This is a genomic window from Myxococcus sp. CA039A (genome assembly GCF_013336645.1).
Taxonomy (GTDB): Bacteria; Myxococcota; Myxococcia; order Myxococcales; family Myxococcaceae; genus Myxococcus; species Myxococcus llanfairpwllgwyngyllgogerychwyrndrobwllllantysiliogogogochensis.
This window is the reverse complement of the sequence record NZ_JABUMQ010000027.1, coordinates 19137-43816: the sequence shown is the minus strand read 5'-3', so window position 1 is coordinate 43816 and position 24680 is coordinate 19137. Positions and strand designations below refer to the sequence as shown.

The window sequence follows — 24680 nt, the reverse complement described above, 5'->3', positions numbered from 1 at the left end:
CCCCACCTCACGTCCCGGATGCTAGGCTGTGCGTCGCATGGCCAATCAGGATTGGGTGTCGCGCCTGCTCTCCGGGCGCGCGTCGGTGGACAAGGGGCTCAACGTCCACCTCTCCGAGCGTGACGGCGGCAGCCTCCACGACAAGATGCGGCAGGCGTACTGGTGGATCACCAACAACGCCGTCATCTGCCCCTACTACGACATCGAGTTCGGCCACGCCGCCTCGCTCAAGAGCGCCACCGGCGACGAACTCCATCTCCCCGAGGACATGAGCTACAGCTCCTTCGTCCTCATCCCCCTGCTCACCCTCTTCACCTGCCGCCGAGCCCTCCTCATCGGCGGCCCCGGCCGCGGAAAAACCACCTCCGCCATCCTCATGGCCCTGCTGTCCGGCATGTCCCGCGAGGACATCCACCGCTCCATCCAGCGCGGCCACCCCCAGCTCTCCATCGCCGACCTGCTCGGCGCGCCCCTCCCCTCCGACATGCTCAAGGCGGAGGACCTCTCCGCCGTCAAGGTCAGCTGGCGCAAGTGGATCACCCAGCGCGTCAAAATCATCGACGAGTACAACCGCATCCCCACCAAGACGCAGTCCGCCCTCCTCTCCCTCCTCGCCGAGGGCTACGCGGAGATGATGGACCAGTACGTCTACACCGGCCGCTCGTCCTGGTTCCTCACCGCCAATGACGACCAGGGCGGCGGCACCTTCCAGGTCATCGACGCCCTCAAGGACCGCATCGACGTCGTCGTCCGCGCCGTCCCCTTCAACTCGAACTTCATCGACACCCTCCTCCAGCGCATCGAAGCCGACAAGTCCCCCGAGGAGATGCTCCCCAAGGACATCGTCTTCACCCCCGGCGAGCTGGAGCGCGCCTACGCCTCCATCCTCGAAGTGGAAGTGCCGCGACACGTCCTCGAACGCATCGCCTTCTTCCTGGGCCAGCTCGACTTCTGCCGCATGGCCTCGCCCCGCTTCGAGTTCAAGCACAAGGACACCCTCAAGCTCGCGGGGCAGACGGTCGCCGCCGTGTGCAACGAGCAGTGCCCGCTCGACAAGAAGGTGCACCTCTGCACGCAGACGGAGAACGGTGTCAGCGTGCGCGCCTACCAGACCATCCTCCACTACGCGAAGGCCCTCGCCTTCTTCCGAGGCCACGGCACCGTGGAGCTGGAGGACTTCCGTCAAATCGCCCCGTGGGTGCTGCACGAGAAGCTCGTCCCCAACACCCGCAGCGCCTTCTTCGAGGTGCGCGGCAACAAGATGCTCCTCCAGGACCGCGTCGCCTGGATTCGGAACATGTTCGACATGGCCATGGGCCACTACGACAAGCACGAGCCCATCCGCCGCAAGGTCGGTGTGCTGCGCACCGAGCTGGACAAGGGCCTGTCCGGCATCGACCTGCGCACCACCGAGAAGCGCCTCACCACCGTCACCGCGTTGATGAACGAACTGCTCACCAAGCAGGAGCTGTCCGGCCCCGTCTACGAGGACCTCATCCACCTCAAGTCCATGTACAGCCGCTACCGGAACTACGCGACGTGGCTGAAGGAAAACCCGGGCGGCCAGCCATGAGCGGCTTCGCGGACGAACTGGAAGCCAGCGCCCGTGGCCGCTACGTGCGGTGGGACTCCGAGCTGTGGCGCGCCCTGCTCGAAGGACCCGCACGGAAGCTCGGAGAGTCCCTGTCCCAGACAGGCGCCTCCCCCGCCGACGCAGAGGAACTGCTGCGCGCATATCTGCGCCTGGGCGCCGAGGCCATCGGCCTGGGCTACCTGTACCCGGCGACCGCGGGCCGACAGAACCTCTTCACCCTCGCGTGGACGGACCTGGTCCCCCGCCTGCTCTCGGGTGTCCCCGAGTCCCAACGCGCCGGCGTGCTCGCGCAGCTGTGGAACGTGGGCGAAAACCTGGAGTCCGCTCCACCGTGGGTGCAGCGCATCTTCTATCGCGTGAGCCAGCGGCTCGGCTCGCTCACGGGCATCGAGGAGCGCCTGCGTGAAACCGCCGCGCTCGCCATGGAGCCTCCCGCGATGAAGCTCGGCGACAAGGCCCAGCCCTTCCTCGTGGACCTGTCCCGAGAGGACAGCCGCTTCCTGCCCGGTCCCCTGCACTTCCTGGCGCCCACGGTGCTGTGCGTGCACGACCGCCACCGCCACGCCATCGCCGGACGTGAGGCCGCGGCACAGGGCCTGCTCCTGTCGGACACACCGATTCCCCTCGGCGCCATGGGTTGTCGCGAGACCCCCGAGGTGACGCTCCAGCAGAGCCCGCACCTGTCCACCGTCGCGTGGAGGGATGCGCGCGTGGACTCCTGGTTCGCCACCGTGACGAATGACTGGCGCGCCGCCGGCACGCTGGACACCTCGCAGCACGTCGTGGTGCTCGTGCCCGTATGAGCACGTCGCGCTTCACGCCAGAGCACATCGCGGGATGCTGGCGGGACGCGCTGGCGCTGTGGGACGTGCAGGTGCGGCTCAGCCCTCCGGAGCCTCACATCCCCTTCCGTCCGGACGCGGACCACGCGAACGAGCCACTCGCGTACATCGACCTCACGAAGCGTCAGGTCTTCGTCCACTTCGAGCTGCTGGAGTCCATGGGCGCGGCGGACAGCTTGATGGCGGTGCTCGCGCACGAAATCGGCCACCACGCGCGATTCCCGCACACGCTGGGTTGGGACGCGGAGCTGCGCGTCATGGAGCAGCGGCTGCTCCCTGGCCTGAAGCAGTCCCTCACCAACCTCTTCTACGACCTCCAGGTGAACGAGTTCGTGGGTCGCACGCACCCGGAGGACCTGTGCCGGGTGTATCGCGGGTTCCAGCGCACGCAGGGCGGCGGCGAAGTCTCGCCGATGTTCTTCTTCTACCTGGCCATCTACGAGGAGCTGTGGGGACGCGAGCCTGGAGACCTGGTGCCTCGCGCTGCGATGGCGCCGATGGAAGAGCAGTTCCCTGGCCTGCGCGCGGAGGCTCGGATGTTCGCGCAGACCTTCTATGCGCTGCCGCACCCGCGCCTCCAGTTCCTCTACTTCTGCGCCACCTTCATCCGCTACCTCGGCAAGCTCGACGAGACGACGTACACCCTGCCGCTGGGTGACGACGTGTCGCTGCCGGACGTGGATGACTGGGACTCCGCGCTCCAGAGTGGTGGCAGGTGGGAAGACGCGCTGGAGGAAGCTCGCGCGAAGGGCTGGCTCGACGAGGCCCACGACACGAAGGCGCCCGACGCGCTGGACCACATCAACCGCGTCACCCAACACCTGCCCGGAACGGGCAGGGGAAAGCTGCGCCGCGCGCTGGTGGCCCGGCACTACCGACGGCTCGTCGATCAGCACCTGCTGAAGCTCCCCTCCGCGCCCTCGAAGCCGGAGCCGTACCTGCGCACCACGCCCGAGGCGTGGGAGTACGGCGATGACCCCTCCGCCATCGACTGGACCTTGACGGTGCTCACCCAGGGGCACCTCGCTGCGGTGTCGCCGCTGCGTCGCGAACTGGAGGCCGACGTGCCTCCCGCGTCCGAGCTCGGTGTGCCCTCGGTGGAGCTGTACCTGGACACCAGCGGCTCCATGCCGAACCCGGATGCACAGCTCAACACGATGACGCTGGCCGCGCAGGTGCTGTCCGCCTCCGCGCTGCGCAAGCAGGCGAAGGTGCGCGGCATCATCTACTCGCACACCGACCCCAAGCTCTCCCCGTGGATGTACGACGAGGAGACGGCGCGCGAGTTCCTGCTGCACTACATCGGTGGGGGGACGATGTTCCCCTTCGACGTGCTGGGCACGCTGTCCAAGGAGCGGCCGGACGCGCTGCGCGTCATCATCTCCGACAGCGACTTCCTGTCGAACGTGGCGACGGACGAGCACATGAAGATGTTGGTGGAGGCGACGCGGCGCTCTCGCCTGCTCGTCGCGCTCCTCGCGCTGCCGGACGAGCACCGGGCGAGGCAGGCGCTGGCGCCCGCGCTGAAGGAGCGCAACTTCCGCCTGGTGGTGGTGAAATGGCTGTCGGACTTCGGCCCCGCCGCCGCGGCCTTGTCCCAGGCTTTGCTGGAGAAGTGATGGCCTTCGACGTCAAGAACATCCAGAAGCAGCTCACCGACGTGCCTCTCGTTTCGCCGTATCCGCACGAGCTCGCGGTGGCCATCATCTGCGACACCTTCCGCCTCGCGGGCGTGCGTCCTCCGTCGCGCGCGGACTGGGAGGACATCGAGCGCAGAGCGAAGACGCCAGCGCTCTGGCGGGAGCAGGTGGTGATGCTCGCGTACGTGCTGACGTCGTCCTCGCTGGGTGCGGACACGGCGGCGATGCTGAGGAAGAACGCGGACGCCGCCACCGTGATGCGGGGGTTCTTCGTGTGGGTGGAGCCCCTGACGGCGGAGATGGTGCGCTCCAACGCCTTCCGTCAGGAGGAGTTCCTGCGCAAGTGGGTGCACGCGGTGGACGGGCAGGTGAAGGACGAGTCATCCCGTGACACCTCCGCGCGGCTGAAGCAGCTCGACTACCGCGCCGCGCTGCAGGAGATGGAGCGGGCGGAGCAGGCCCGCCGCCAGGAAGCGGACAAGCGCGCCAAGGACCTCGCGGATGCGGCCCAGCGCGCCGCCGACGCTCGAGGATGGCGCGAGTGACGTTGGGGCTCCCCTCGGATGCACGCGTGGCTCCCCGCGCGAACATCCGCCGGGACACCGCCACCCAGCGTCCCCATGTCCCGTGGGCGGAGTCCATCGCCCGGGACCTGTCGCGCTTCGCCGTCCTCCCCGACGAGGCAGCGGCCCGCGCGGAGCTGGAGTCGCGACTGGAAGGGCTGCGCGCTGGCCTGCTGGCTTCTCCCTATTACACGCGGCGACTGCGGGACGCGGGGCTTCACCCTGGAGACCTCCGAACGCTCGCGGACCTGAGGCACTTCCCCACGCTGGAACGAGGCACGCTGGCGCGACACTGGGACCAGGTGCCCACACCGCTGTCCCATGAGGACGAGAGCGTGGTGGTGCGAAGCTCCGGCTCCACGGGCGAGCCGGTGAAGGTGGTGAGAGACAGGCGCGACTGCCTGCACATGTGGGCGGTGCTGCGGTTCTGGCTGGAGCGCGCGCGGGCCGTGCTGCCGCCGCGTCCCCGTGTGGTGCTGCTGGATGCCCTGCCGGGTGGACTCGAGTACTCGGTGCGGCTGCCCATCCTCCAGGACGGCGCGCTGCACCGCATCTCCGTGCTGCGAGACAATGCACGCGAGCGGCTGAGCCGCGTACGTCCCGCCGTCATCTTCTCGGACCCGGAGGGACTGCGTTGGCTCTCCGAGCAGCGCGACCTCCCGCCGCCCGCGCTGCTGCTCACCTCCGCGCAGCACCTGCCCCAGGACACCCGGGACGCCCTGGCGCGCTCGGTGCCCGCGCCGCTGCTGAACTACTACGCAACGACGGAGACAGGGCCGCTTGCCTGGGAGTGCCTGGAAGGGCCGGGGCGCTTCCATGTCCTCGCGCCCGACGTGTGGCTGGAGCCGGGACTCGACGAGGTGGTGGTGACGCGGCTGCGTCCCACCGTGCTGCCACTCCTGCGCTATCTGCCCGGTGACTCGGGGACGGTGGACAGGGACGCGTGCGCGTGCGGCTTCCACGGCTGGACGCTGGAGCACTTCGGCGGTCGCGGCGCGTGCCACTTCACGACGCCTACGGGCCGGACGGTGGATGCGTGGGCGCTCGCCTGGGTGTTCAAGCACCACGCCCTGCGCGCCTTCCGGCTGACGCAGATGACACCCTCTTCCTTCGAGCTGGAGCTGGCCGGCGCGGACGCCTCCGAGGTAACGCCACTGTGTGAGCGACTCGTCGCCGCCCTGCGCAACCTCGGGTGGAGCGGGTCACCGCGACTGGACGTGCGGCACGTGAGCGCGGAGGACCTGGCCACCGGCACCAAGCCCCTGCCGTTCCGAAGCCGCGTCCGCGTTCCGTAGGGCCGGCTTCACTCGCGCGGCGCGGGCCCTGCCCCCAATGACAGACACCGCGCGACGGCCTGAATCGCGCAGCCGCACCACAGGTCATCCCTCCGGGGCAGACCCGCACGCGTCGTCTCGCACGACTCAGTCATCGCGTAACAGCCACCTCGGCGTGTCGGCACGAGGCCGCTTGGAATTGCGACAACCTGGCCGTCACCACATTCTCCAGGCATGCCCTCCTCGCTCGTTCGTCCCCTCGCCCGTCTCCTCCTCCCGAGCCTGCTGGGTCTGCTGGGCCTGCTCTCCGCGTGCACCAGGGTGTGTTCCCTGCCCGAGCCTGAACCCGTGCGCCACGGCCCGGACATCGATGCCACCGCCGTGCGCCTCATGACCGAGGCGAAGCTGCCCGGGCTCGCGCTGGCCATCATCGAGGAAGGCCAGGTCGTCGCCGTGAAGGCCTACGGCCTGCGCGACGTCGAGCAGGCCGCGCCCCTTCAGACCGACACCGTCATGTACGGCGCATCACTGACCAAGCTCGTCTTCGGCTACCTCGTCATGCAGCTCGTCGACGAGGGCGTGCTGGACCTGGACACGCCCATCGAGCGCTACCTCAAGAAGCCCCTGCCCGAGTTCAAGAAGTACGAGGACCTCGCGGCGGACCCGCGCTGGAAGCAGCTCACGCCGCGCATGCTGCTGAGCCACTCGCCCGGCTTCCCCAACTTCCGTTTCCTCAACCCGGACGGGAAGCTCGACTTCAAGTTCGACCCGGGCGCGCGCTACGCCTACTCCGGCGAGGGCATCAACCTGCTCCAGTTCGTCCTCGAGGACGCGGGCCTCGGACTCGACGCCGGCCAGGAGTTCCAGCGGCGCGTCTTCGACCGCTTCGGCATGCGCCGCACCAGCATGGTCTGGCGCGACGACTTCGCCCCCAACGTCACCACCGGCTACGACGAGCACGGCGTGGCCAAGGCCCACCACCAGCGCGGCAGCGTCCGCGCCGCCGGCTCCATGGACACCACCATCGAGGACTACGCGAAGTTCCTCGCCGGCCTCATGCGCGGAGAAGGCCTCTCCTCCAAGGCGCGCGCGGAGCTGCTCTCCCCGCAGCTCGCCATCCCCTGGGCCCACCAGTTCCCCACCCTCACCGAGGAGAAGGACCCGCGCAACCAGGCCATCGCCCTGTCCGCCGGACTGGGCATGGTGCTCTTCGATGACCGCTCCAGCCCCGCCTTCTTCAAGGGTGGCCACGACGAGCACACCGACAACTTCGTCCTCTGCCTGGAGCGCGGCGCGCGCTGCGTCGTCCTGCTCGCCAACAGCGTGAAGGGCCCCCACGTCTTCCCTCCACTCATCGAAGCCATCCTGGGCCCCACGGACATGCCCTGGCGCTGGGACTACAACCCGTATCCGCCGCCCACCGTGAAGTGACGCACCGGGCCGCGCGCACGCCAGCGCGGCCCCTGTCGAGGCGATGTAACCGTGTGCGCGTGTGCGCCGTAATGAAGCCACACCGCCCACTTGGAGGTACACGCCATGACCCCAAAGCTCTCTTCCGCCAGGCACACGCTTCACCTGCGGCAGGTCCAGAAGCAGCCGGCCACTCAGGAGCCCATCACCCTCCAGGGCGCCACGGGCAACGGTGGCTCCGCACCTCCGGGGAGCTTCATCGGCAATCCCATGCTGATGCGGGACCGCTTCGACATGGGCCCGAGCAACATGGGCGGCCCGAGCATGGGCATCGATGGTCACTGCTGCCCCACCCGGAAGTACAACAAGGGCATGTCCCAGGGCCCCGGCCTCCTGTCCCAGTCGGACTCGTTCAGCATGGGGAGGCCTCAGGACCGAGACTCGATGCGCATGCGTGACATGCTCGAAGCTCCAATGATTTGACGCCAACCCTCACACGGCGCCATTCACAAACAACACACCTGAAAGACTTCATCGTCAGCGTCAGGGAACACCGGGTCGGTGGTGCCCCGTCCCTCTCGGGGGAGCTGTCCACTCAACAAGTCGGAGCAAGAAGTCGCGCGTTGAACCGCCGAGCGTGCTCCTTCAATCACTTGCATCCGAGAAGAAGGCAGACGAGCGCCAAGTAGGACCATCATGCGCGGACCCCGCCTCGCGCCGGGAGCGTTTCGATTCCGGACGCTCGCGGTGCTCCCTCGCCGTGAGGAGGCCCCTCGCCTTGCCCACGCCCGTCTCGCATCTGGAAACCACCCGTCCGTCGGGGAGCACGCGCTCCCTGTCGGCTCCGCTCGAGCAGCGCCTCACGCCGGACCCCCGAAAGGCCTGGAGCTGGCTTCAGAAGTCCCGACTGGGCCGCTATGGCGTCGCCCTGCTCTTCTTCCTCTGCGCGCTGCTGCTCCAGATGGAGCTCGCGTCGCTGATGTCCACCAGCCCCTTCCTCTTCTTCTATGGCGCCGTCATGGTGGCCGGCTGGTGGGGAGGCTGGGGGCCCGCGCTCCTGGTGACGGCGTTGTCGCTGGGAGCCGTGGACCACGAGTTCCTCCCGCCGCGGCTGACACTCCAGATGAGGTCCGCGGATGTGCTGTCCCTGGGCATCTTCGCCCTGCTCGCCATCTTCATCACCAAGCTGAACGTGTCGCTCAGCCGGGCCATGGAGGAGCGTGCGGGGCTGCTGGAGAGCGAGCGCCAGGCCCGCGCCGCGTCCGAGGCCGCGAGGACTCGCCTGCACACCATCTTCATGCAGGCCCCCGCGCAGATTTTCTTCCTGCGCGGCGCCTCGCACGACTTCGACTTCTCCAACGCGCGCAACAGCTCGCTCTTGAAGAGCCGGGACACCCTGGGCATGCCCTTCCAGGAGGGCGTGGTGAAGGTGGCGGAGCAGGACGCGCGCGACGTGCTGGACCGCGTCTTCGCCACGGGTGAGCCCTTCGTGGGCAACGCCGTGCCGCTGCGCTTCCTCCAGACGGACGGGATGGAGAAGGAGACCTTCCACAACCTCGTCTACCAGCCCACCCGCGACACCCAGGGACAGGTGGACGGCATCGCGGGCTTCGGCTTCGACGTGACGGACCTGGTGCACGCACGCCAGCGCGCGGAGGCCCTGGCCATCGAACTGCGCCAGGCCGAGTTCCGCACCCGCGTCCTCGCCGAGGTGAGCACGGTGCTCGCGTCCTCGCTCGACTACGAGGCGACGATGCGCAACCTGGCCAAGCTCGTGGTGCCCGCGCTCGCGGACTGGTGCTTCGTGGACCTGGCGCAACCCGATGGCAACTTCCGCCGGCTGGAGGTCGCCCACGCACGCCCCGAGGACGCCGCCACCGCCGCGGAGGTCCTCAACTTCCAGCTCATGCCGGAGGGCAACCCGCGCCATCCGCCCACCGCGGCGCTCCTGCGCGGCGAGGCCATCCTCCTGGAGGAGATGACGCCCGCGCACATCAAGCGCAGCGCCCACAACGAGAACCACGCCCGGGTGATGCTGGCCACCGGCCTGCGCTCCTTCATCGCCGTGCCGCTGGTGGTGCGCGGCCACACGCTGGGAGTCTTCAGCTTCTTCACCTCGTTCTCCAACCGCCGCTACACCCAGGCGGACCTCGCCTTCGGGCTGGAGCTGGCGTACCGCGCCGCGCTCTCCATGGAGAACGCGCGCCTGTACCGCGAGGCCCAGGAGGCCATCCGCCTGCGCGACGAGTTCCTCTCCATCGCCAGTCACGAGCTGAAGACGCCCCTCACCCCGCTGAGCCTCAAGCTCCAGGCGCTCGCGCGCGAGCTGGAGCGCCACCCCGACGCAATCCCCTACTCCGTCGTGAAAGGCTACGTGGACACGGGCGCCCGGCAGGTGAAGAAGCTGGCGGAGCTCGTGGGAGATTTGCTCGACGTGTCGCGCATCGCCGCGGGCAGGCTGGCCCTGGAACTGGAGGACGTGGACCTGGGCGCGCTCATCCGCGAGGTGGTGGTGCGCTACGAGCCCCACGCGACCCGGGCCGGCTCCACGCTGGAGGTGGAGGGAGGCGAGTCGGGCCTCATCGGTCGATGGGACCGGCTCCGGCTGGAGCAGGTCGTCACCAACCTCATCGACAACGCGGTGAAGTACGGCTCGGGCAAGCCCATCCAGCTGAGCCTGGAGCAGGGCCCCACCCGTGCGCGCCTGCGGGTGAGGGACCAGGGCATCGGGATTGCGCCCGAACACCTGCCGCGCCTCTTCGGCCGCTTCGAGCGCGCCGTGTCGGAGCGGCACTATGGCGGCCTGGGCCTGGGCCTCTACATCACCCGGACGCTGGTGGAGGCCATGGGAGGGCGGGTGCGCGTGGAGAGCGAGCAGGGCCGCGGCTCCACCTTCACCGTCGATTTGCCTCGGGAGCGAACGCTTCCAGTTGACGCGTCGGTGGCCCAGCCACAGTAAAGGCTCCGCGCGAAAACGGACGCCATGTCGGCGGCCGGCGAAGGGGCTGTCGACATGGAGACACGGACTCTCGGAAAGCAGGGCCTGAAGGTGTCCGCCTTGGGCCTGGGCTGCATGGGGATGTCGGATTTCTACGCGGGGCGGGATGACGCCGAGTCGGAAGCCACGCTGCTGCACGCGCTGGACAAGGGCATCACCTTCTTCGACACGGCGGACATGTACGGCTCTGGAAGCAACGAGGAGCTGGTGGGCCGGGTGCTCAAGCCCCACCGCGCGAAGGTCGTCCTGGCCACCAAGTTCGGCATCGTCCGGGACCCGAACAACCCGCAGGCGCGCGGCATCAACGGCAGCCCCGAGTACGTGAAGCGCGCGTGCGAGGCCAGCCTGCGCCGGCTGGGCGTGGACGTCATCGACCTGTACTACCTGCACCGGCTGGACGCGTCGACGCCCATCGAGGACACGGTGGGGGCCATGGCGGACCTGGTGCGCGCGGGCAAGGTGCGGCACCTGGGGTTGTCGGAGGTGGATGCGGACACGCTGCGCCGGGCCTCCAAGGTGCACCCCATCGCCGCGCTCCAGAGTGAGTACTCGCTGTGGAGCCGCGAGCCGGAGGACGGGGTGCTCCAGGCCTGCCACGAGCTGGGCATCGGCTTCGTGCCGTACAGCCCGCTGGGGCGCGGCTTCCTGACGGGGCAGATAAAGCGCTACGAGGACCTGGCCGCGGACGACTACCGCCGCCACTCGCCGCGCTTCCAGGGGGAGAACTTCACGCGCAACCTGGAGCTGGTGGTGAAGGTGGAGCGGCTGGCGAAGGACAAGGGCTGCACGCCCGCGCAGCTCGCGCTCGCGTGGGTGATGGCGCGCGGCCAGGACGTGGTCCCCATCCCGGGCACCAAGCGGCGCAAGTACCTGGATGAGAACCTGGGCGCGCTCGACGTGAAGCTCACGGAGAAGGACCTGAAGGACATCGACCTCGTGGCGCCTCCGGGCGTCGCGGTGGGAGACCGCTATCCGGCGTCGATGCAGCGCGCGCTGTCGAAGTCCCGCGAGTAGCCTCGGGGGTCAGCCGTGGGCCCGTGGGAGCTGCGCGTGCGGCTGCCACGGGCCACTGGCGCCCAGGCAGTAGCGGCAGGTGGCCAGCGGCGTGTCCCGCTCCAGGTGGCCGAGCATCCGCTCCAGCAGCTCCGGAGCGTCGAGGCGCACACCATCCACCTCGGCCAGCGCGGGCATCTCCGGGTGCGAGGGGCCCAGCACCGTGGCCACGTGAGGCGGACGGGTGCAGGTGTAGAAGTGGCCCCGGTGGACCAGGTGGCAGCGGACCTTGAGCCAACAGCGCGCGTGGACGTCGCGGACCTCCGCGTCGGTGGCCAGGGGCGCGTCCGGGGTGAGCTGCTGGAAGGCGTCGATGTGCTTCACCGTGAGGAGGACGTCGTGTCGCGCACAGCGCTCGGTGATGCGGGCCAGGGACTTCTCCGGCAGCGGAGCGGAGGAGTAGACGGACAGGGTCATCCGGTCCAGGCGCTCGTAGACGGCGTCGGGCGCGCTCTGGGCGAGGAAACCGTTGGTGGTGACGGAGAGCTGCTCGGAGATGCCTGACGCGCGGACGGCGTCGAGCACGGCGGGGAGGTCCGGGTGGAGGAAGGGCTCGCCGCCGGTGAGCTTGAAGATGTTGGGCTTGAGCACGCGGGCGAGCCGGGTGAGGTCGGCGCCGAGCACGGCGGGCTCCACGGCCCAGGCGGGCAGGTGGGGCGACATGGGGCAACACTGCACGCAGCGCAGGTTGCAGTGGGTGACGACGTGCGTCTCCAGGGACCAGGTGAGGATTCGGCCGTCGTGCAGCTCGTAACGCACGGAGGGACTATAGCGGGGTTGCCGGGTGCCCCCGGGCCTTGCGACAGTCCCCGCGTGTCCGACGCTCCCGGCGACCCGAGCGGCCCGCTCGCCGCCCTGCCCTCCTACCAGCCGACAGCCGGACCCCGGACGGACGCTCCCGTGGAGTCGGTGTGGCGCCTGCTCCCGCTCCTGAGCGGTGAAGTCGTGGGCCTGGAGCCTGCATCCGTCACGGCGTTCCTGCGACACAGCCTGCCGTCGACCTGGAGCCTCTTTCGAGGGGTGAGCCGCGTGGCGCCGCTCCCGCCGCGAATCCGCCGCCAATCCTCACCGCGCTCCCCGGAAGAAGATGACGAGCCACGAGCACGGGCGCTCCTGGCCGCGTGCTCCGACGCTGTCGGTACCCGGGTGGCCTCGGGCGCGCTGGACGTGAGCCTGAGCGGCGGCGTGGACAGCGCCGTGCTGTGCACGCTGGCGGCGCGGCATGCACCGGGCCGGGTTCGCGCGTGGAGCATGGATGTCCACTTCGCCGACGCGGTCGAGCGACACAACGCGAGGACGGTGGCCCGGCTCGCGGGAGTGGAGCAGGTCGACGTTCCGATTCCGGATGCCCTCCTGCCGGACCTGTTCGAGCCCGCCGTCATCGCCAACGAGGGCGCCATCCTCAATGCACGGGCGGTGGCGAGCTTCGCGTTCTACGCGGAGGCGAAGCGGCTCGGAGCCTCGGTGATGCTGAGCGGAGCCGGCGCCGATGAGGTGTTGAGGGGCAATCCCCTGGCGCTCGCTTCGGCGCTCGCGCGCATCGAGGAAGACCGACGACTCGCACGGACGGTCCTACGCGCCGCTGTGGACAACTTGGGGAGGAGTCCAGACGAGGCCCGTGGCGAGCCCTGGTCCCAAGAGGACCGCCCGGAGCTCTCCGACGCGGTCCGTGGCGGGCCCTGGTCTCTCCAAGACACGGAGGCCTCCGCCGCGGTCCGTGGCGGGCCCTGGTCCCAGGAGGACGGCCCGGAGCTCTCCAACGCGGCCCGTGGCGGGCCCTGGTCTCCCGAAGACATGGAGGTCTCCGAGGAGGTCCGCTACGCGGAGTGGGTGCTGCGCGAGCTGGTACTTCCTCCCGAGCTGAGGGGCGCGCGGGCCCACGGACTCACGGTGCACACGCCGTATCTCGACTCCCGGTTCGCGGACGTGGCGCTCTCGCTGCCCGAGTCCTCGCTCGTCCGCGAGGGAGTCGGCAAGTGGCTCTTCCGCCACGCGGTGCGAGGACTCGTCCCCGACGAGGTCCGGCTCGCGCGCAAGACGCCGCGCTATGGGCACACGGCACTCTCAAGCCCCGTGCGTACCCGGTGGCTGGAGCTGTACCGCGCCTGGCTGTCGGCCTCGCGACTGGAGCCGCTGGCGGTCATCGACCCGAAGGCCGTGCTCACGCTCCTGGAGCGCTACACGCGAATGGAGCCCGAGGCTCCGGAGGCGGATGGCGTGGATCGCCTGTTGATGCGGCTGTGCTCCCTCGCCATGCTCCACGCGCACGCAGCGAACGGCTCCCCATGTCCCGAATCCTGATTGCGACCTCGCCTGAGAAGGGCCACATCAACCCGATGATGGGCGTCGCGCAGTGGCTGCGCCGCCTGGGCCACACCGTGGGCTGGCTCTGCATCCCCGAGCCCGCGCCTCAGCTCGCGAAGCTCGGCGTGGAGGTGCTGCACCTGCCCCACTCGGCGAGGGATGCTCCCACCATTGAAACGGGCGGCGAGGCGCTGGCCCGGCTGGTGCGTGACGAGGTGGCCCTGGGGAAGTGGATTCGCGGCCTGTTGCTGGATGCGGTGCCCGCGCTCATCGAGCCCGTGCGCGAGGTGGTGCGTCGCTTCCGTCCGGACGTCATGGCGCTGGATGGGATGCAGTATGCGGCGGTGCTGGCCGCGCATCAGGAGCGGATACCGTGGGCCGGAGTGTCCTCCGCGCTCTCGCTGCTGGAGCCCATGGAGGACTACGGGCTGCGCCGCAACGTGCGAGCCCTGGCGAAGGAGCGCGCGGAGCTGTTCGCACGACATGGCTTCGTGGCGAGCTTCCGCAACTGCGAGGCCCTCTCGCCCCACCTCAACATCCTCTTCGCCACGGAGGCGTTCCTCGGACCGGAGGTGGACCTTCCTCCCGCCGGGCGGCTGGTGGGCCCGTCGATTCCACCCGAGCCTCGGGGAGACGAGGTGGATTTCCCGTGGGAGCGATTGGGTTCGAAGCCCGTGGTGTACGTGTCCTTCGGCAGTCAGATTTCATGGCAGCCCACGCTGTTCCACACCATCGCGGAAGCCGCCGCGCCGCTGGGTGTCACGGTGGTGTTGAGCGCGGGTGAGCTGGCGGACACGGACTTCTCGCGCTCGTTGCCAGGGGACGTGGTGGCGGTGCCCTATACGCCGCAGCGGCAGCTCCTTCCGCGGGCGTCTGTCTTTGTCTCGCATGGAGGCGCCAACTCCGTGATGGAAGCACTGACGGCGGGCGTGCCGCTGCTGCTGTTGCCTGTTTGCAATGACCAGCCCATCCAGGCGCACTTCCTCCGAGCCTCGGGGGCGGGACTCACGCGGGAGCTGGACACGTTGACGGTGGAGGACTGTCGCGCCGCGCTTCGCCAGCTCCTGGAGCCGGGAACGCCGTTGCGCGCGAAGGTGGCGGCCATCTCGGAGTCGTATCAATCCCGAGACGGCGCGAAGGATGCAGCGGAGCGAATCGCCGGGCTCGTCGCGTGAGTTCCGCGCCGCGAAGGTGGACGGCCCGTCGTTACCACGCGGAGAGAGTGACACCGCTGGAGGTGTGGAACCTCCCAGTGTTCGGACGCGAGTTGTGGGAGTTGATTGGCGCGCCGCGAGTGGAGGCCGACCGACGCGCGGGGGTGCCAGAGGACCAGCTCGCGGAGCAACTGTTTCCAGCGCTCACGAGCGCACTTGAACAATTGGTGCATCGGCATTCCGTGGATGCGGTGTGGTTGAGTGGAGGACTGGCCTGCCTGGAGGGTTTCGAGGTGGGGGTGGAGAAGGCCACTGCCGCGCTCGGGTGTCCAGTGTATGTCTCGGAGTCGCCGCGCTTCGCGCCCGCGTACGCGGGCTTCGCGCTTGTGGCGGCGCGAACGCCGCTGGTGCTCGACGTGGGCCAGACGAGCATCAAGTGCGCGCGCCCTGGAGTCCAACGTGTCTTCGAGCGGGACCTCCACACGCTGCCCCGCCTATTCATCGGGATGCCTCGCCCCACGGATGGGCACCACATCGTCGCGGCGGTGCACTTCATCGCCAACGCGCTGCGGGCCTGTACACGAAACCTCGGTCACCTGGCCGTGGAGGGCGTGTGTCTCGCGCTTCCCTGTCCCCTGGATGAGGCTCTCGTTCCGGGAGGCTGCACTTATGGTTGGGAAGGGCATGCATCGTTGGTGACCGACATCCTGGAGGAAGCAGCCCTGCCGGGTGGCGGAGAGGTGCTCGTGCTCAACGACGCGGAGCTCGCGGCCGAGGCGGCGCGCCTGGAGCTCCGAAAGCACAAGCACCGTCGCATCCTCTGCCTCACGCTGGGCTTCGGCCCCGGAGGAGCACTGCTCACGACTTCCGCATCACCCAGCGAGTAGGACGCCAGCTCGGTGACCAAGACCTGATAGCCTTCGCGGTCCATGCGAATCCCTAACGCACTCTGGCCTTCACTGCTCAACTCGATGTGCCCATCCTGGTGAGTAGAAACCGAGGACACGGTTCTTCTGGATACGTGAAGACAGGTCGGAAACAACGTTCGATGGAGAGTTCGAAGCCGCCCACAAGTGGGGACTGCCCGGATTGAGCTGCCCCGCCTGTGGCGCCACCTGGCGCCGGCTCGGGTCGCAACTACCCTTGTGTCGACCTGTCACAACTGCCTGAGGTCGATGAGTTCGTGAAGGCCAGACTTGAGTCCTTCTCTGAGTTCATACGCCTGCGCGAGTTGGTGCGACCCTTGGCACCCCTCGGTGCGGCACTGCCGCCTGGAACGACCTTCGGACCGTTGGTGGGACGTGCCTTTGGAGAGTTTGGTCCCTTCACATGGTTGGGAGATTCCATGCTGCTGATGCGCCGGGAAACGCTCGAACGACTTCAGGCTGCGGGCGTGCGAGGCTTGCTCGGTGCCCGCACGGAGCTGCGATTCCGTAAGAAGAACCCGCCGGAGTTGCTTGAGCCTCAACTTGAGCCGCTCGGCCAGCTTCACCCGGACTGCATCCCCTCGGACACGCCTCCACCGTGCCAGACATGTGGCCGGCTCGACCTCACGCGCCCCGACGAACCCATCCTGGACGCGGCCTCCCTCAGGACCTCGACCTCTTCCGCGTGGGCAACTTCGCCACGATGATCATCGGCACCGAGCAGTTCATGAACGCCGTACACCGCCTCGGGCTCGTCGGCATGACCTTCCGCGAGCTGCCAACACGCTGACCCATTCCGGTCCGGGCCGAACCGGACCGCCCCACCATCAGCACGGTGAAACATCCTCGCGCGAATTCCGCAGCGCCACCGTCAAAGACAGACCTGGCGGCATTTCGCGTTGCGCCTCACGGAGTCGACTTCTAGCTTCACGCCGGACCTGAACGCGGCATCAAGTCAGACATCCGGAGGAACCCCTTGTCACCACACCCCTGCCTCTCCCTCAAGCCCTTCATCGGCGGCCTCTGCCTCGCGCTGCTGAGCGCCTGCGGAAACACCGCCCCCGAGCACTCCCCTCCAGAACCCCCGGGCGTCGCACGCGCGGCCCTGGCCACCACCGTGACTCTCGACTCCGCGTCCAACGCCGGCCCCATCAGCCCGTACTCCTGGGGTGTCGGAGCGCCGGACAAGCACATCGCGCACTGGCCCGGCAACGCGGCGCTCCGCCAGCGCATCACCGACGCGAAGGTGAAAATCGTCCGCGTGGGACTCACCCAGTGGGGGCTGTACAACAACAGCGACGTCTACCCGGCACACGACACCTGGAACTGGACGACGCTCGACGCGCTGCTCAACACCATCTGGGACGCGGGCGCCGAACCCCTCATCGTCGTGTGTGGCTTCCCCGCGGGCGTCACCAAGACGTTCAGCCCCACCAAGGTCATCCTCTCCGCCGACTGGGCCGAGTACGGCCACTTCATGGCGGGCCTCGTCCAGCGCTACAACGTGGACAAGGTGCTGGGCACCGCGAAGTCCGTCCGCTACTTCGAGATGTGGAACGAGCCGACGATTGAAGGCGACGGCCACTTCGCCTCCATGGCGGACTACAACACCTTCTACTCCACCGTCGCGACGGCCATGCGCGCCAAGGACCCGACGCTCAAGCTCATCGGCCCCGTGGACTCGCACTCCGGAGATTTGGACAAGGGCCCCACCGAGAGCTGGCTGTCCAACGCGGCCAAGAACCTGGAGGCGAACCTGGACCTCCTGAGCTGGCACAACTACGGCCCCTGGGCCGACGACACCTCCAAGACGGACGCGGACCGGATGGCCTGGACGAAGCCCCACTACCAGGACGACGTCATCAAGGTGAAGAACGGCGGCCTCAACGGCGTGCTCACCGGCCCCTCGGGCAAGAAGTACGGCGCGGCCATCACCGAGTACAACGTGGCCCAGGGTGACTTCGCGGCCTTCAACCCGAAGTACCACAGCGAGTTCAACGCGACGTGGACGGCCAGCGCCCTCATCAACGCGATGAAGGGCGGAGTCGACCTCTTCACCCTCTACAACCTCTCCGAGAACGACAAGAACCACCTCGGCCTGCTCACCAACACGGACTTCACGCCCTACAAGCCGTACTTCACGCTGTTCCTCTTCGGCAACTACACGGGCAACCAGCGGCTGACGACGACGGGCGGCACGGCCAATCTGGAGGCCCTCGCCAGCCGCGACACCGCGACGGGAACGACGTTCCTCACCGTGGTGAACAAGGACACGGTGGGCAACACGTATGACGTCACCGTCTCCCTGGCCAACCACGGCAGCGCCACGGGCACCGTGAAGGTCCGCGTCGTCAACGCGGCGACCACGGCGAACCCCACCGCGTACACCCCGGTCCCCTTCACGGGCTCCGCCTTCACCTACAGCGTGCCGCCCTACCACGTGGTCTCCTTCGAAATCCCTCCCGCCCCCGCGGGCGGCGTGCTGTTCCAGTCCGGCTTCGAGAGCACGGACCCGCAGCCCACGTGGCTGGACTCGGTGGAGGCGAGCCAGAACGTCGTGGCCCAGACGTGGGCGACGCAGGTGGAGTGCTCGCCGCGCCAGGAGTCGCCGCACACGGGGCTCGCTGCGCTGATGTACTCGGGCAAGGACACCAGCGCGACGGTGTCCTATGCGAACGCGCGCGTGTTCGACGTGAACATCCCCATCACCGCCACGACGAAGCTCAGCTACTGGCTTCACCCGCAGCAGGACCACGGCCGCTATGTCGCCGTGGACTTCGTCTGCACGGACGGGACAACGCTGCGAGACAGCGGCGCCACCGACTCCAACGGGTTCAGCCTGCACGCCCACGCGGGCCACGGCGGAGCGATTCCGCTCAACACCTGGACGCGCATCCAGAGCAACGTGGGGCAGTGGCTGAACGGGAAGACGGTGGACCGCATCCTGGTCAGCTATGACAGGCCCGCGGGCACCGGCGACTACCGGGGCTATCTGGACGACCTCGTCATCACCAACGGAGCCCTGACGCCCTGAGCCCCTCCGCACACGCCGGGCGCTCGAAAGAACGGCGTGTGCGCGGCGGGGCCGGACGGGCGGCCCGCGTGAAATTGCGCAAGAAAAAGCCCTCGGGTGTCTCCTGCCCATGAACGGGGAAAGGAAGCATCCGGATGCGCCGTGAGCTGCTGGGCGGAGGACTGTGCCTGCTGGGGGCGCTCCCTCCGAGAGGAATCATCCGGATGCGACAAGACGTGACACGAGGGTGGCTGTGTCTGCTGTGGGTCCTCTGCTGTGCCTGTGGACCCGGCCTCAAGCGCCACCCGGCACCTGTCGAGGAGCCCGACGCAGGCTCCCTTCCCGCGGACGCGGAGGTGGAGCTGCCCTTCGTCACCCTGGGAGAGGTGGTCGTGTCGAACGTGGAGGGCTCCGAGATGAGCATGCAGGTGCTCGGCGTCGGCTTCGCCCGGTTCAGTGACGTGTTCCTGAACGACCAGCGCCTGACGACCCAGTTCGTGAGCGCCACGGAGCTGCGAGCCGTGGTTCCGTCCTGGTCCGTCACCGCCGCGACGGACCTCTTCTTCGACGTGCGGGTTGCCCGAGGCGACCCCGATTACAGGGGAGGCGCCCGGTCCGCTCGCATCCCGTTCACCGTGCCGGCGCCCGAGCTGACCTCCGTGACTCCAGACTCCCTGCCCTCGGAGCCCGCGGACGCCGTTCAAATCACCGTGACAGGGAAGAACCTCGTGCATGGCAGCCAGGCCATCTTCCGCGACACGTCCTATCCGTTGACGCTGACCAGCTCCCGCGAAGGGAGCTTCCGACTTCCACCGTCGGCCCTGAAGGCCCTGGCGACACAAGACCAGCTCGTCATCCAGGTCCCGCACCCACGCACAGCCACCACGCAGCCCCTGCCCTTGACGGTGACGAGCCCCACCCCGGAAATCACGGGCGTGTGGCCGTCCTCGCTGAACGCCACGGACCTGCACCATGGCAACGCGGGCAGCGCCACCTTCGAGCGCATCATCGTCAGCGGCCTCCAGATGCGCTCCAACACGGTGCTGAAGTGGAATGGCACCGTCCTGGACACCACGACCTACGACGGCAGGAAGCGGGTCCAGGCTTGGATTCCCCGCACCGCTCGGATGCAAGCCGGCACCGTCCAGTTGACGCTGGAGACGCCCGACCCCGACGGAGGCAAAACGTCCTCCAGCTACGCCCTCCCCGTGAAGGCCGAGCCTGTGCTGCATGCCGTATCCCCGGCCTGGGTCCTCGCGGGCTCGGGGGATGTCACCTTCCAGCTCAAGGGCGAAGGGCTGGGGCTCTTCAGGGCGCAGGTCGTCCACTGGAACAGCCACCGCCTGGAGCAGCTCTCCAGCCCTGACTCGGAGGATGTCTGGGAGTTCACCGTCCCCACCGCGCTGCTGACCCAGTCCGGCACTATCCCCGTGACGCTGACGCGCACGTTCGACGGCGCCGTGTCATCACCCCTCTTCGTCCAGGTGCTCGCCCAGGCCCCCGCGCCCATCGCCCACTCGCTGATGCCCTCGCTGCTGTCCGTCGGAGATGCACCGGGTCTTCTCTTCGTCGACGGTGCCGGCTTCACGCCCCAGTCCGTCATCCTGCTGGACGGACAGGAGCGCACCACCCGCCTCCACAGCGCATCGAGGCTGTCCACTCCGCTCCAAACCGCGGACCTGACGACGAAGGGCGTGCGCACCGTCACCGTGAGCACGCCCTCGCCAGGAGGAGGCACCACCCTACCCCTGCTGCTCGTGGTGCATGAGGAACAACCCGTGCCCGTCATCCACGACGTCTCGAGCGGTGCGCGGACATCCGCCCCCGCCGGCGGTGGCGTCCTGGCTCTGCGCATCCAGGGACAGGGCTTCAGTCCCCTCTCGGTCGTCCGGTGGAACGGTCAACCGCTGCCAGCCCAGTGGCCGTGCGAGACCTGGGGCGGCTGCATGGCGGGCCCTGGCGACCGACCCATCTTGTCGGTGGATGTCCCCGCCGAACTGGTGGCTCAACCTGGCGTCGGCCGGGTGACGGTGTTCAACCCGGGCCCCGGAGGCGGCGAGAGCCTGGAGTGGTTCTTCGTCCTCACCGCGGAGGGGGAGCCCACGCTCCACGTGTTCCCTGATGTGGTGGATGTGGGCGTGAGCCACGACTTCGAGCGCGACGTGGGCGCCTGGACACGTGTCATGGGGAACATCGTCCAGGCCTCGGACCTCTTCGTGAATGGCGTGGCGCACGCCTTCAGCGGCCCTTCGAGCCTGCTCTTGAGCGAGGAGGAGGTCGCGACCCCGCGGGTCTACGAGCTACGGACTTTCACCCCGGGACACGGATTGAGCTCCCCCGCCTATTTGAGAGTCCAGGGCGCGCTCACACCGAACCTCCGAGGGTTGGCGCCGGGTGTCATCTCCCAGGGAGAGTGGGCCGGCGCCCAGCAACGGCGCTTCGTCGTTCTGGGAGAGAACTTCTTCTGGTTCCGCAGCTCCCTGAAAAACGCTCAGGTCACCCTGGACTGGAGCGGTCAGTCACTACCACTGACCCGGAGCTACAGCGTCGGCTCCGTTCCAGGGGGGATGACACGGCTGGCGGGCACGGAACTGGAGCAGGTGGGAATCCATTCGCTGACGGTGTCTCGTGTCGCGGAAGGCGGTGGAGTGTCACTGCCCGCGCTGCTCAACGTGGTCTCCGAGCGACCCGCGCCGCTGCTGACCCACGTGGAGCCCTTGAGCGTTCCGAGTGGTGCGCCCGCGTTGACACTCCGAATCAAGGGGCAGGGCATCCACTCCGCCACGGTGCTGCGATGGAAGGAGTTCCGTTCGAGCCTCGAGCCCGTGCTCACCTGGGATGACCACGTGGCGCACCACGAGGCGACCCTCCCCGCGGAAGCGCTCGAGACTCCCGGAGGGGTGGACGTCACGCTGGAGACGCTCGGACCCGGCGGCGGCGTCTCTCCTCCCATCCACGTCGTCATCGAGAAGTAGCCCGGGAGCTCCCCGAAAGGAGGGGCCACCTGCCTGAACGGGCAGGTGCACACCCTGCCTGGTTCGCCGATGTGGCGCGCCTTCGAGGCTTTTACCTTCCGCCTCGAAAGGAACACGCCATGTCCACCGACTTTCTTCCCGCCCTCTCCCAGTCTCTCGCCTCCCTCGTCGAGCGGGCCTCGCCGAGCATCGTCCGCGTGGACGCTCGACGACGGCGCGGCGCCACTGGTGTCGTCTGGAGTGCCGAGGGCCACATCGTCACCACCAGCCACGCCGTCGAGCACGAGGGCTCCCTGCAAGTAGGCCTGCCCGACGGCGGCACCGTGTCCGCCGAGCTCATCGGCCGCGATGCCAGCACGGACGTGGCGCTGCTCAAAATCGACGCGGCGAAGCTCTCCCCGCTCGCGCTCGCGCCCTTGGACGCCGTGAAGGTGGGCAACCTCGTCGTCACGGTGGCGCGGCCGGGACGCACGGCGCGCGCCACGCTCGGCATGGTGAGCACACATGGAGAGGGCTGGCGCACCCACGCGGGCGGGCGCGTGGACCGTTATCTCGAGACGGACGCGGACCTGCCGCCGGGCTTCTCTGGAGGCGCGCTGGTGGACGTGGAGGGGCGCTTCGTCGGGCTGCTCACCGCGGCGTTCTCACGCACCGCGGCCGTCGTCATTCCGCATGACACGCTGACGCGGGTGACGGCGTCGCTGCGCGAGCACGGAGGCATCCGGCGCGGCTACCTGGGCGTGGGGGCGTATCCCGTGAAGCTGCCCCAGCACCAGTGGGCGGCGGCGGGCGCGGAGGCGGGGCTCATCTTCCTCTCCGTGGACCCGGACGGGCCCGCGCACCGGGCCGGACTGTTGCTCGGGGACGTGCTGGTGAGCCTGGGAGGCCAGGCGCTGCACGGCGTGGAGGACCTGCTCGGCTACCTGGGCGACGAGAAGGTGGGCACCTCCGTGCCGGCGCGCGTGCTGCGAGCCGGCGAGGTGCGTGAAGTGCCCATCACCATCGGCAAGCGTTCGTGAGGAGAGGGGTGACGCGATGAAGTTGCTGCAACAGTTCTCGGACGACCTGGAGACGCTCGTGTCGCGCGCCTCGCCCGCGGTGGTGGGCGTGGAGCACGCCAGGGGCCACGGCACCGGTCTCTTCCTCACGCCGGACGGCTATGTCCTCACCAACCGCCACGTCGTCATGCGGGGCTCTCGCAAGCTGACGGTGCAGCTGTCCAACGGCGAGGAGCTGCGCGGCTCGCTGGTGGGCGGGGACGCGCCCACGGACCTCGCGGTGGTGCGAGCGGAGGGCGGCGACTTCCCCACGCTGCCCCTGGCCGCGCCGGAGACGGTGCGCGTGGGGCAGTTGGTGATGGCGATTGGCAATCCCTTCCGGCTGGAGCAGTCGGTGGCGCTCGGGGTCGTGAGCGCCGTCAATCGCAGCGTCACGCTGCCTGACGGCGTCATCCTGGAGGGCATGCTCCAGACAGACGCGGCCATCAACCCGGGCAACTCCGGCGGGCCGCTCATCAACACGCGAGGCGAGGTGGTGGGGCTCAACACGCTGGTGCTGCCGTACGCGCAGGGCATCGGCTTCGCGGTGAGCGCCACCACGGCGGCGTGGGTGGCCAGCCTGCTCATCCAGCGGGGGAAGGTGGAGCGGCGCTTCCTCGGCATCGCGGCGGTGGCGGTGGACCTGACGCCGGAGCATGCCCGCGACACGGGGCAGCCCCGCGCGGTGCGAATCCTCCGGGTGCAGGACGGGACGCCCGCGGACGACGCGGGGCTCCAGCCGGAGGACCTGCTCTTGGCCATCAACCGTCGCGCCGTGGGCAGCGTGGATGACCTCCAGCGGCTGATGGCCCTGGCCACCGATGAAGAGGTGTCGCTGGACGTGTTGCGCAAGGGACGGCGCAAGCAGGTCTCCGCGCGCACGCGCCCCCGCATCGAGCCCGTGGCGGCGTGAGCGGGACGTGGCTCCGGGTGCATGCGGCCCGGAGCCACGGACGCGCTGTCATTTCGACCCGGGCCCACAAGAGCCCGTGACGGAGTGACAGTCGCCCGTGAGACGCGCGGCGAGACTCCACTCCGGAGACCAGGCAGGCACGCGGCTTGAAGAGTCACGAGCCGCCATGAATGAAACGCTTCCACGCCGCACGCTGCGCCACTCGCTCCGACAGGTCCTTCCCCTCCTGCTGCTTTTCTTGGCGGGGGTGGCGGCCTTCGTGCTGCCACTCTTCTTCTGGATAGTGCTCTCCGAATGTTGGGGCGAGTCGAGACACAGTCGGGCCGAGCTCGACTTGAAGAACATCAAGAGCGCCGTGCGCCTCTACCAGCGCAAGACGGGCCAGTTGCCCACGCATGCCGAAGGGCTCCAACTCCTCGTGGACCATGGGGTACTCGATGAACTGCCCCTCGACCCTTGGGTCAACCCCTACCAGTACACGCTTCGCGGTGCGTGGGTGGAGTTGCGCAGCCTGGGCTCCGACGGCGTGGGTGGTGGCGAGGGCAACGACCAGGATATCGAGCTCACGTTTCCCGTGAGCCCGCCCCCGGAGGACTCGCCCCGTCCCTAGACGCGAGCCGAGCCACCTTGCTCCGGTCTGTCGTCCAGCAGGAGCCGATCCTCGAAGCACCACACCCACGTCTCACCCGGCTCGAACGACTGGATGACGGGGTGCTTCGTCTGATGGAAGTGCTTCGTCGCGTGCTTGTGCTGCGACGAGTCGCAGCACCCGACGTGACCGCACTCCAGGCAGCGCCGGAGGTGGACCCACTGGGCCCCCATCTTCAGACACTCCTCGCAGCCGTCGGTCCTCGCCTCGGGGTTCCCCGCCTGCTTGATGTGCTTGCACTCGGTCGCCATCGTTCGCCTCCCTGATAACCCGTCGCCCGCGGACAGGGTGTGCACGAAGGCCCCGCGCATCCACATGCCGGGCGGCCATGCGGT

20 protein-coding genes and 1 pseudogene are annotated in these 24680 nt (G+C 68.7%); 19 read left to right on the top strand and 2 right to left on the bottom strand.

Annotated features, from left to right (window positions below):
- The first annotated feature begins 37 nt into the window (after nucleotides 1-37).
- The 9 genes from HR086_RS06840 (at nucleotide 38) to HR086_RS06800 (ending at nucleotide 11335) form a co-directional block, all read left to right on the top strand.
- Nucleotides 38-1573 carry a MoxR family ATPase gene (locus HR086_RS06840; RefSeq protein ID WP_174457098.1) on the top strand — a complete coding sequence of 512 codons (1536 nt, stop codon included), beginning with the start codon at nucleotides 38-40 and terminating at the stop codon, nucleotides 1571-1573.
- Nucleotides 1570-2397: a hypothetical protein gene (locus tag HR086_RS06835; protein ID WP_174460152.1), complete on the top strand. Its 828-nt coding sequence runs from the start codon at nucleotides 1570-1572 to the stop codon at nucleotides 2395-2397. The genes HR086_RS06840 and HR086_RS06835 overlap by 4 nt, the downstream gene beginning before the upstream one ends.
- Complete coding sequence (locus HR086_RS06830) at nucleotides 2394-4055, top strand: M48 family metalloprotease (RefSeq protein ID WP_174465163.1); 1662 nt, start codon at nucleotides 2394-2396, stop codon at nucleotides 4053-4055. Before HR086_RS06835 ends, HR086_RS06830 begins: the two co-directional genes overlap by 4 nt.
- A complete protein-coding gene (locus tag HR086_RS06825) occupies nucleotides 4055-4621 on the top strand; it encodes a hypothetical protein (protein ID WP_174465162.1) in 567 nt (188 codons plus the stop codon). The genes HR086_RS06830 and HR086_RS06825 overlap by 1 nt, the downstream gene beginning before the upstream one ends.
- Nucleotides 4609-5934 (top strand): coenzyme synthetase, encoded by a 1326-nt coding sequence (locus HR086_RS06820; protein ID WP_174465161.1) that lies wholly within the window; start codon nucleotides 4609-4611, stop codon nucleotides 5932-5934. The genes HR086_RS06825 and HR086_RS06820 overlap by 13 nt, the downstream gene beginning before the upstream one ends.
- A 213-nt stretch (nucleotides 5935-6147) precedes the next feature.
- The gene (locus HR086_RS06815; RefSeq protein ID WP_174460154.1) at nucleotides 6148-7344 is read left to right on the top strand and encodes a serine hydrolase; all 1197 of its coding nucleotides are present in this window, start codon (nucleotides 6148-6150) and stop codon (nucleotides 7342-7344) included.
- Between the two features lie 105 nt (nucleotides 7345-7449).
- Nucleotides 7450-7806: a hypothetical protein gene (locus HR086_RS06810; RefSeq protein WP_174459067.1), complete on the top strand. Its 357-nt coding sequence runs from the start codon at nucleotides 7450-7452 to the stop codon at nucleotides 7804-7806.
- A gap of 295 nt (nucleotides 7807-8101) precedes the next feature.
- Nucleotides 8102-10282, top strand: coding sequence for an ATP-binding protein (locus tag HR086_RS06805; RefSeq protein ID WP_217441705.1), 2181 nt, complete (start codon nucleotides 8102-8104; stop codon nucleotides 10280-10282).
- A 54-nt stretch (nucleotides 10283-10336) separates the two neighbouring features.
- Entirely contained in the window at nucleotides 10337-11335 is a 999-nt protein-coding gene (locus tag HR086_RS06800) for an aldo/keto reductase (protein ID WP_141641140.1), read from the top strand.
- Nucleotides 11336-11344: 9 nt separating this feature from the next.
- Here HR086_RS06800 and HR086_RS06795 read toward each other — a convergent pair whose 3' ends face one another.
- Entirely contained in the window at nucleotides 11345-12133 is a 789-nt protein-coding gene (locus tag HR086_RS06795; protein ID WP_141641139.1) for a radical SAM protein, read from the bottom strand.
- 54 nt (nucleotides 12134-12187) lie between these two features.
- On the opposite strand from HR086_RS06795, the gene HR086_RS06790 reads away from it, so the two are divergent.
- The 10 genes and pseudogenes from HR086_RS06790 (at nucleotide 12188) to HR086_RS06745 (ending at nucleotide 24306) form a co-directional block, all read left to right on the top strand.
- The gene (locus HR086_RS06790) at nucleotides 12188-13675 is read left to right on the top strand and encodes an asparagine synthase-related protein (protein ID WP_373564264.1); all 1488 of its coding nucleotides are present in this window, start codon (nucleotides 12188-12190) and stop codon (nucleotides 13673-13675) included.
- On the top strand, nucleotides 13660-14853 hold the full coding sequence (locus tag HR086_RS06785; protein ID WP_174465159.1) for a glycosyltransferase: 1194 nt from the start codon (nucleotides 13660-13662) through the stop codon (nucleotides 14851-14853). The genes HR086_RS06790 and HR086_RS06785 overlap by 16 nt, the downstream gene beginning before the upstream one ends.
- Before the next feature lie 77 nt (nucleotides 14854-14930).
- Complete coding sequence (locus HR086_RS06780) at nucleotides 14931-15719, top strand: ROK family protein (protein WP_373564263.1); 789 nt, start codon at nucleotides 14931-14933, stop codon at nucleotides 15717-15719.
- A gap of 130 nt (nucleotides 15720-15849) precedes the next feature.
- Nucleotides 15850-16002, top strand: a complete 153-nt coding sequence (locus tag HR086_RS49715; RefSeq protein WP_174465169.1) for a double-CXXCG motif protein — start codon at nucleotides 15850-15852, stop codon at nucleotides 16000-16002.
- Nucleotides 15938-16548, top strand: a pseudogene (locus tag HR086_RS06770) (double-CXXCG motif protein). Before HR086_RS49715 ends, HR086_RS06770 begins: the two are co-directional and overlap by 65 nt.
- A gap of 186 nt (nucleotides 16549-16734) precedes the next feature.
- Nucleotides 16735-18792, top strand: coding sequence for a hypothetical protein (locus HR086_RS06765; protein ID WP_174465158.1), 2058 nt, complete (start codon nucleotides 16735-16737; stop codon nucleotides 18790-18792).
- 134 nt (nucleotides 18793-18926) lie between these two features.
- The gene (locus tag HR086_RS06760) at nucleotides 18927-21746 is read left to right on the top strand and encodes a hypothetical protein (protein WP_174465157.1); all 2820 of its coding nucleotides are present in this window, start codon (nucleotides 18927-18929) and stop codon (nucleotides 21744-21746) included.
- 119 nt (nucleotides 21747-21865) lie between these two features.
- Entirely contained in the window at nucleotides 21866-22765 is a 900-nt protein-coding gene (locus tag HR086_RS06755) for a S1C family serine protease (protein WP_174465156.1), read from the top strand.
- Between the two features lie 16 nt (nucleotides 22766-22781).
- Nucleotides 22782-23696 carry a S1C family serine protease gene (locus HR086_RS06750; protein ID WP_174460163.1) on the top strand — a complete coding sequence of 305 codons (915 nt, stop codon included), beginning with the start codon at nucleotides 22782-22784 and terminating at the stop codon, nucleotides 23694-23696.
- Nucleotides 23697-23862: 166 nt separating this feature from the next.
- Nucleotides 23863-24306 (top strand): type II secretion system protein GspG, encoded by a 444-nt coding sequence (locus HR086_RS06745; protein ID WP_174460164.1) that lies wholly within the window; start codon nucleotides 23863-23865, stop codon nucleotides 24304-24306.
- Here HR086_RS06745 and HR086_RS06740 read toward each other — a convergent pair.
- Nucleotides 24303-24596 (bottom strand): UBP-type zinc finger domain-containing protein, encoded by a 294-nt coding sequence (locus HR086_RS06740; RefSeq protein WP_174460165.1) that lies wholly within the window; start codon nucleotides 24594-24596, stop codon nucleotides 24303-24305. The genes HR086_RS06745 and HR086_RS06740 overlap by 4 nt on opposite strands.
- Nucleotides 24597-24680: the final 84 nt, after the last annotated feature.

Bases quoted from the DNA above. Each gene is read 5' to 3' on its own strand.
- HR086_RS06840 (WP_174457098.1), top strand. From the start codon at position 38: ATGGCCAATCAGGATTGGGTGTCGCGCCTGCTCTCCGGGCGCGCGTCG.
- HR086_RS06835 (WP_174460152.1), top strand. From the start codon at position 1,570: ATGAGCGGCTTCGCGGACGAACTGGAAGCCAGCGCCCGTGGCCGCTAC.
- HR086_RS06830 (WP_174465163.1), top strand. From the start codon at position 2,394: ATGAGCACGTCGCGCTTCACGCCAGAGCACATCGCGGGATGCTGGCGG.
- HR086_RS06825 (WP_174465162.1), top strand. From the start codon at position 4,055: ATGGCCTTCGACGTCAAGAACATCCAGAAGCAGCTCACCGACGTGCCT.
- HR086_RS06820 (WP_174465161.1), top strand. From the start codon at position 4,609: ATGGCGCGAGTGACGTTGGGGCTCCCCTCGGATGCACGCGTGGCTCCC.
- HR086_RS06815 (WP_174460154.1), top strand. From the start codon at position 6,148: ATGCCCTCCTCGCTCGTTCGTCCCCTCGCCCGTCTCCTCCTCCCGAGC.
- HR086_RS06810 (WP_174459067.1), top strand. From the start codon at position 7,450: ATGACCCCAAAGCTCTCTTCCGCCAGGCACACGCTTCACCTGCGGCAG.
- HR086_RS06800 (WP_141641140.1), top strand. From the start codon at position 10,337: ATGGAGACACGGACTCTCGGAAAGCAGGGCCTGAAGGTGTCCGCCTTG.
- HR086_RS06785 (WP_174465159.1), top strand. From the start codon at position 13,660: ATGTCCCGAATCCTGATTGCGACCTCGCCTGAGAAGGGCCACATCAAC.
- HR086_RS06760 (WP_174465157.1), top strand. From the start codon at position 18,927: ATGCGCCGTGAGCTGCTGGGCGGAGGACTGTGCCTGCTGGGGGCGCTC.
- HR086_RS06755 (WP_174465156.1), top strand. From the start codon at position 21,866: ATGTCCACCGACTTTCTTCCCGCCCTCTCCCAGTCTCTCGCCTCCCTC.
- HR086_RS06750 (WP_174460163.1), top strand. From the start codon at position 22,782: ATGAAGTTGCTGCAACAGTTCTCGGACGACCTGGAGACGCTCGTGTCG.
- HR086_RS06745 (WP_174460164.1), top strand. From the start codon at position 23,863: ATGAATGAAACGCTTCCACGCCGCACGCTGCGCCACTCGCTCCGACAG.
- HR086_RS06740 (WP_174460165.1), bottom strand. From the start codon at position 24,596: ATGGCGACCGAGTGCAAGCACATCAAGCAGGCGGGGAACCCCGAGGCG.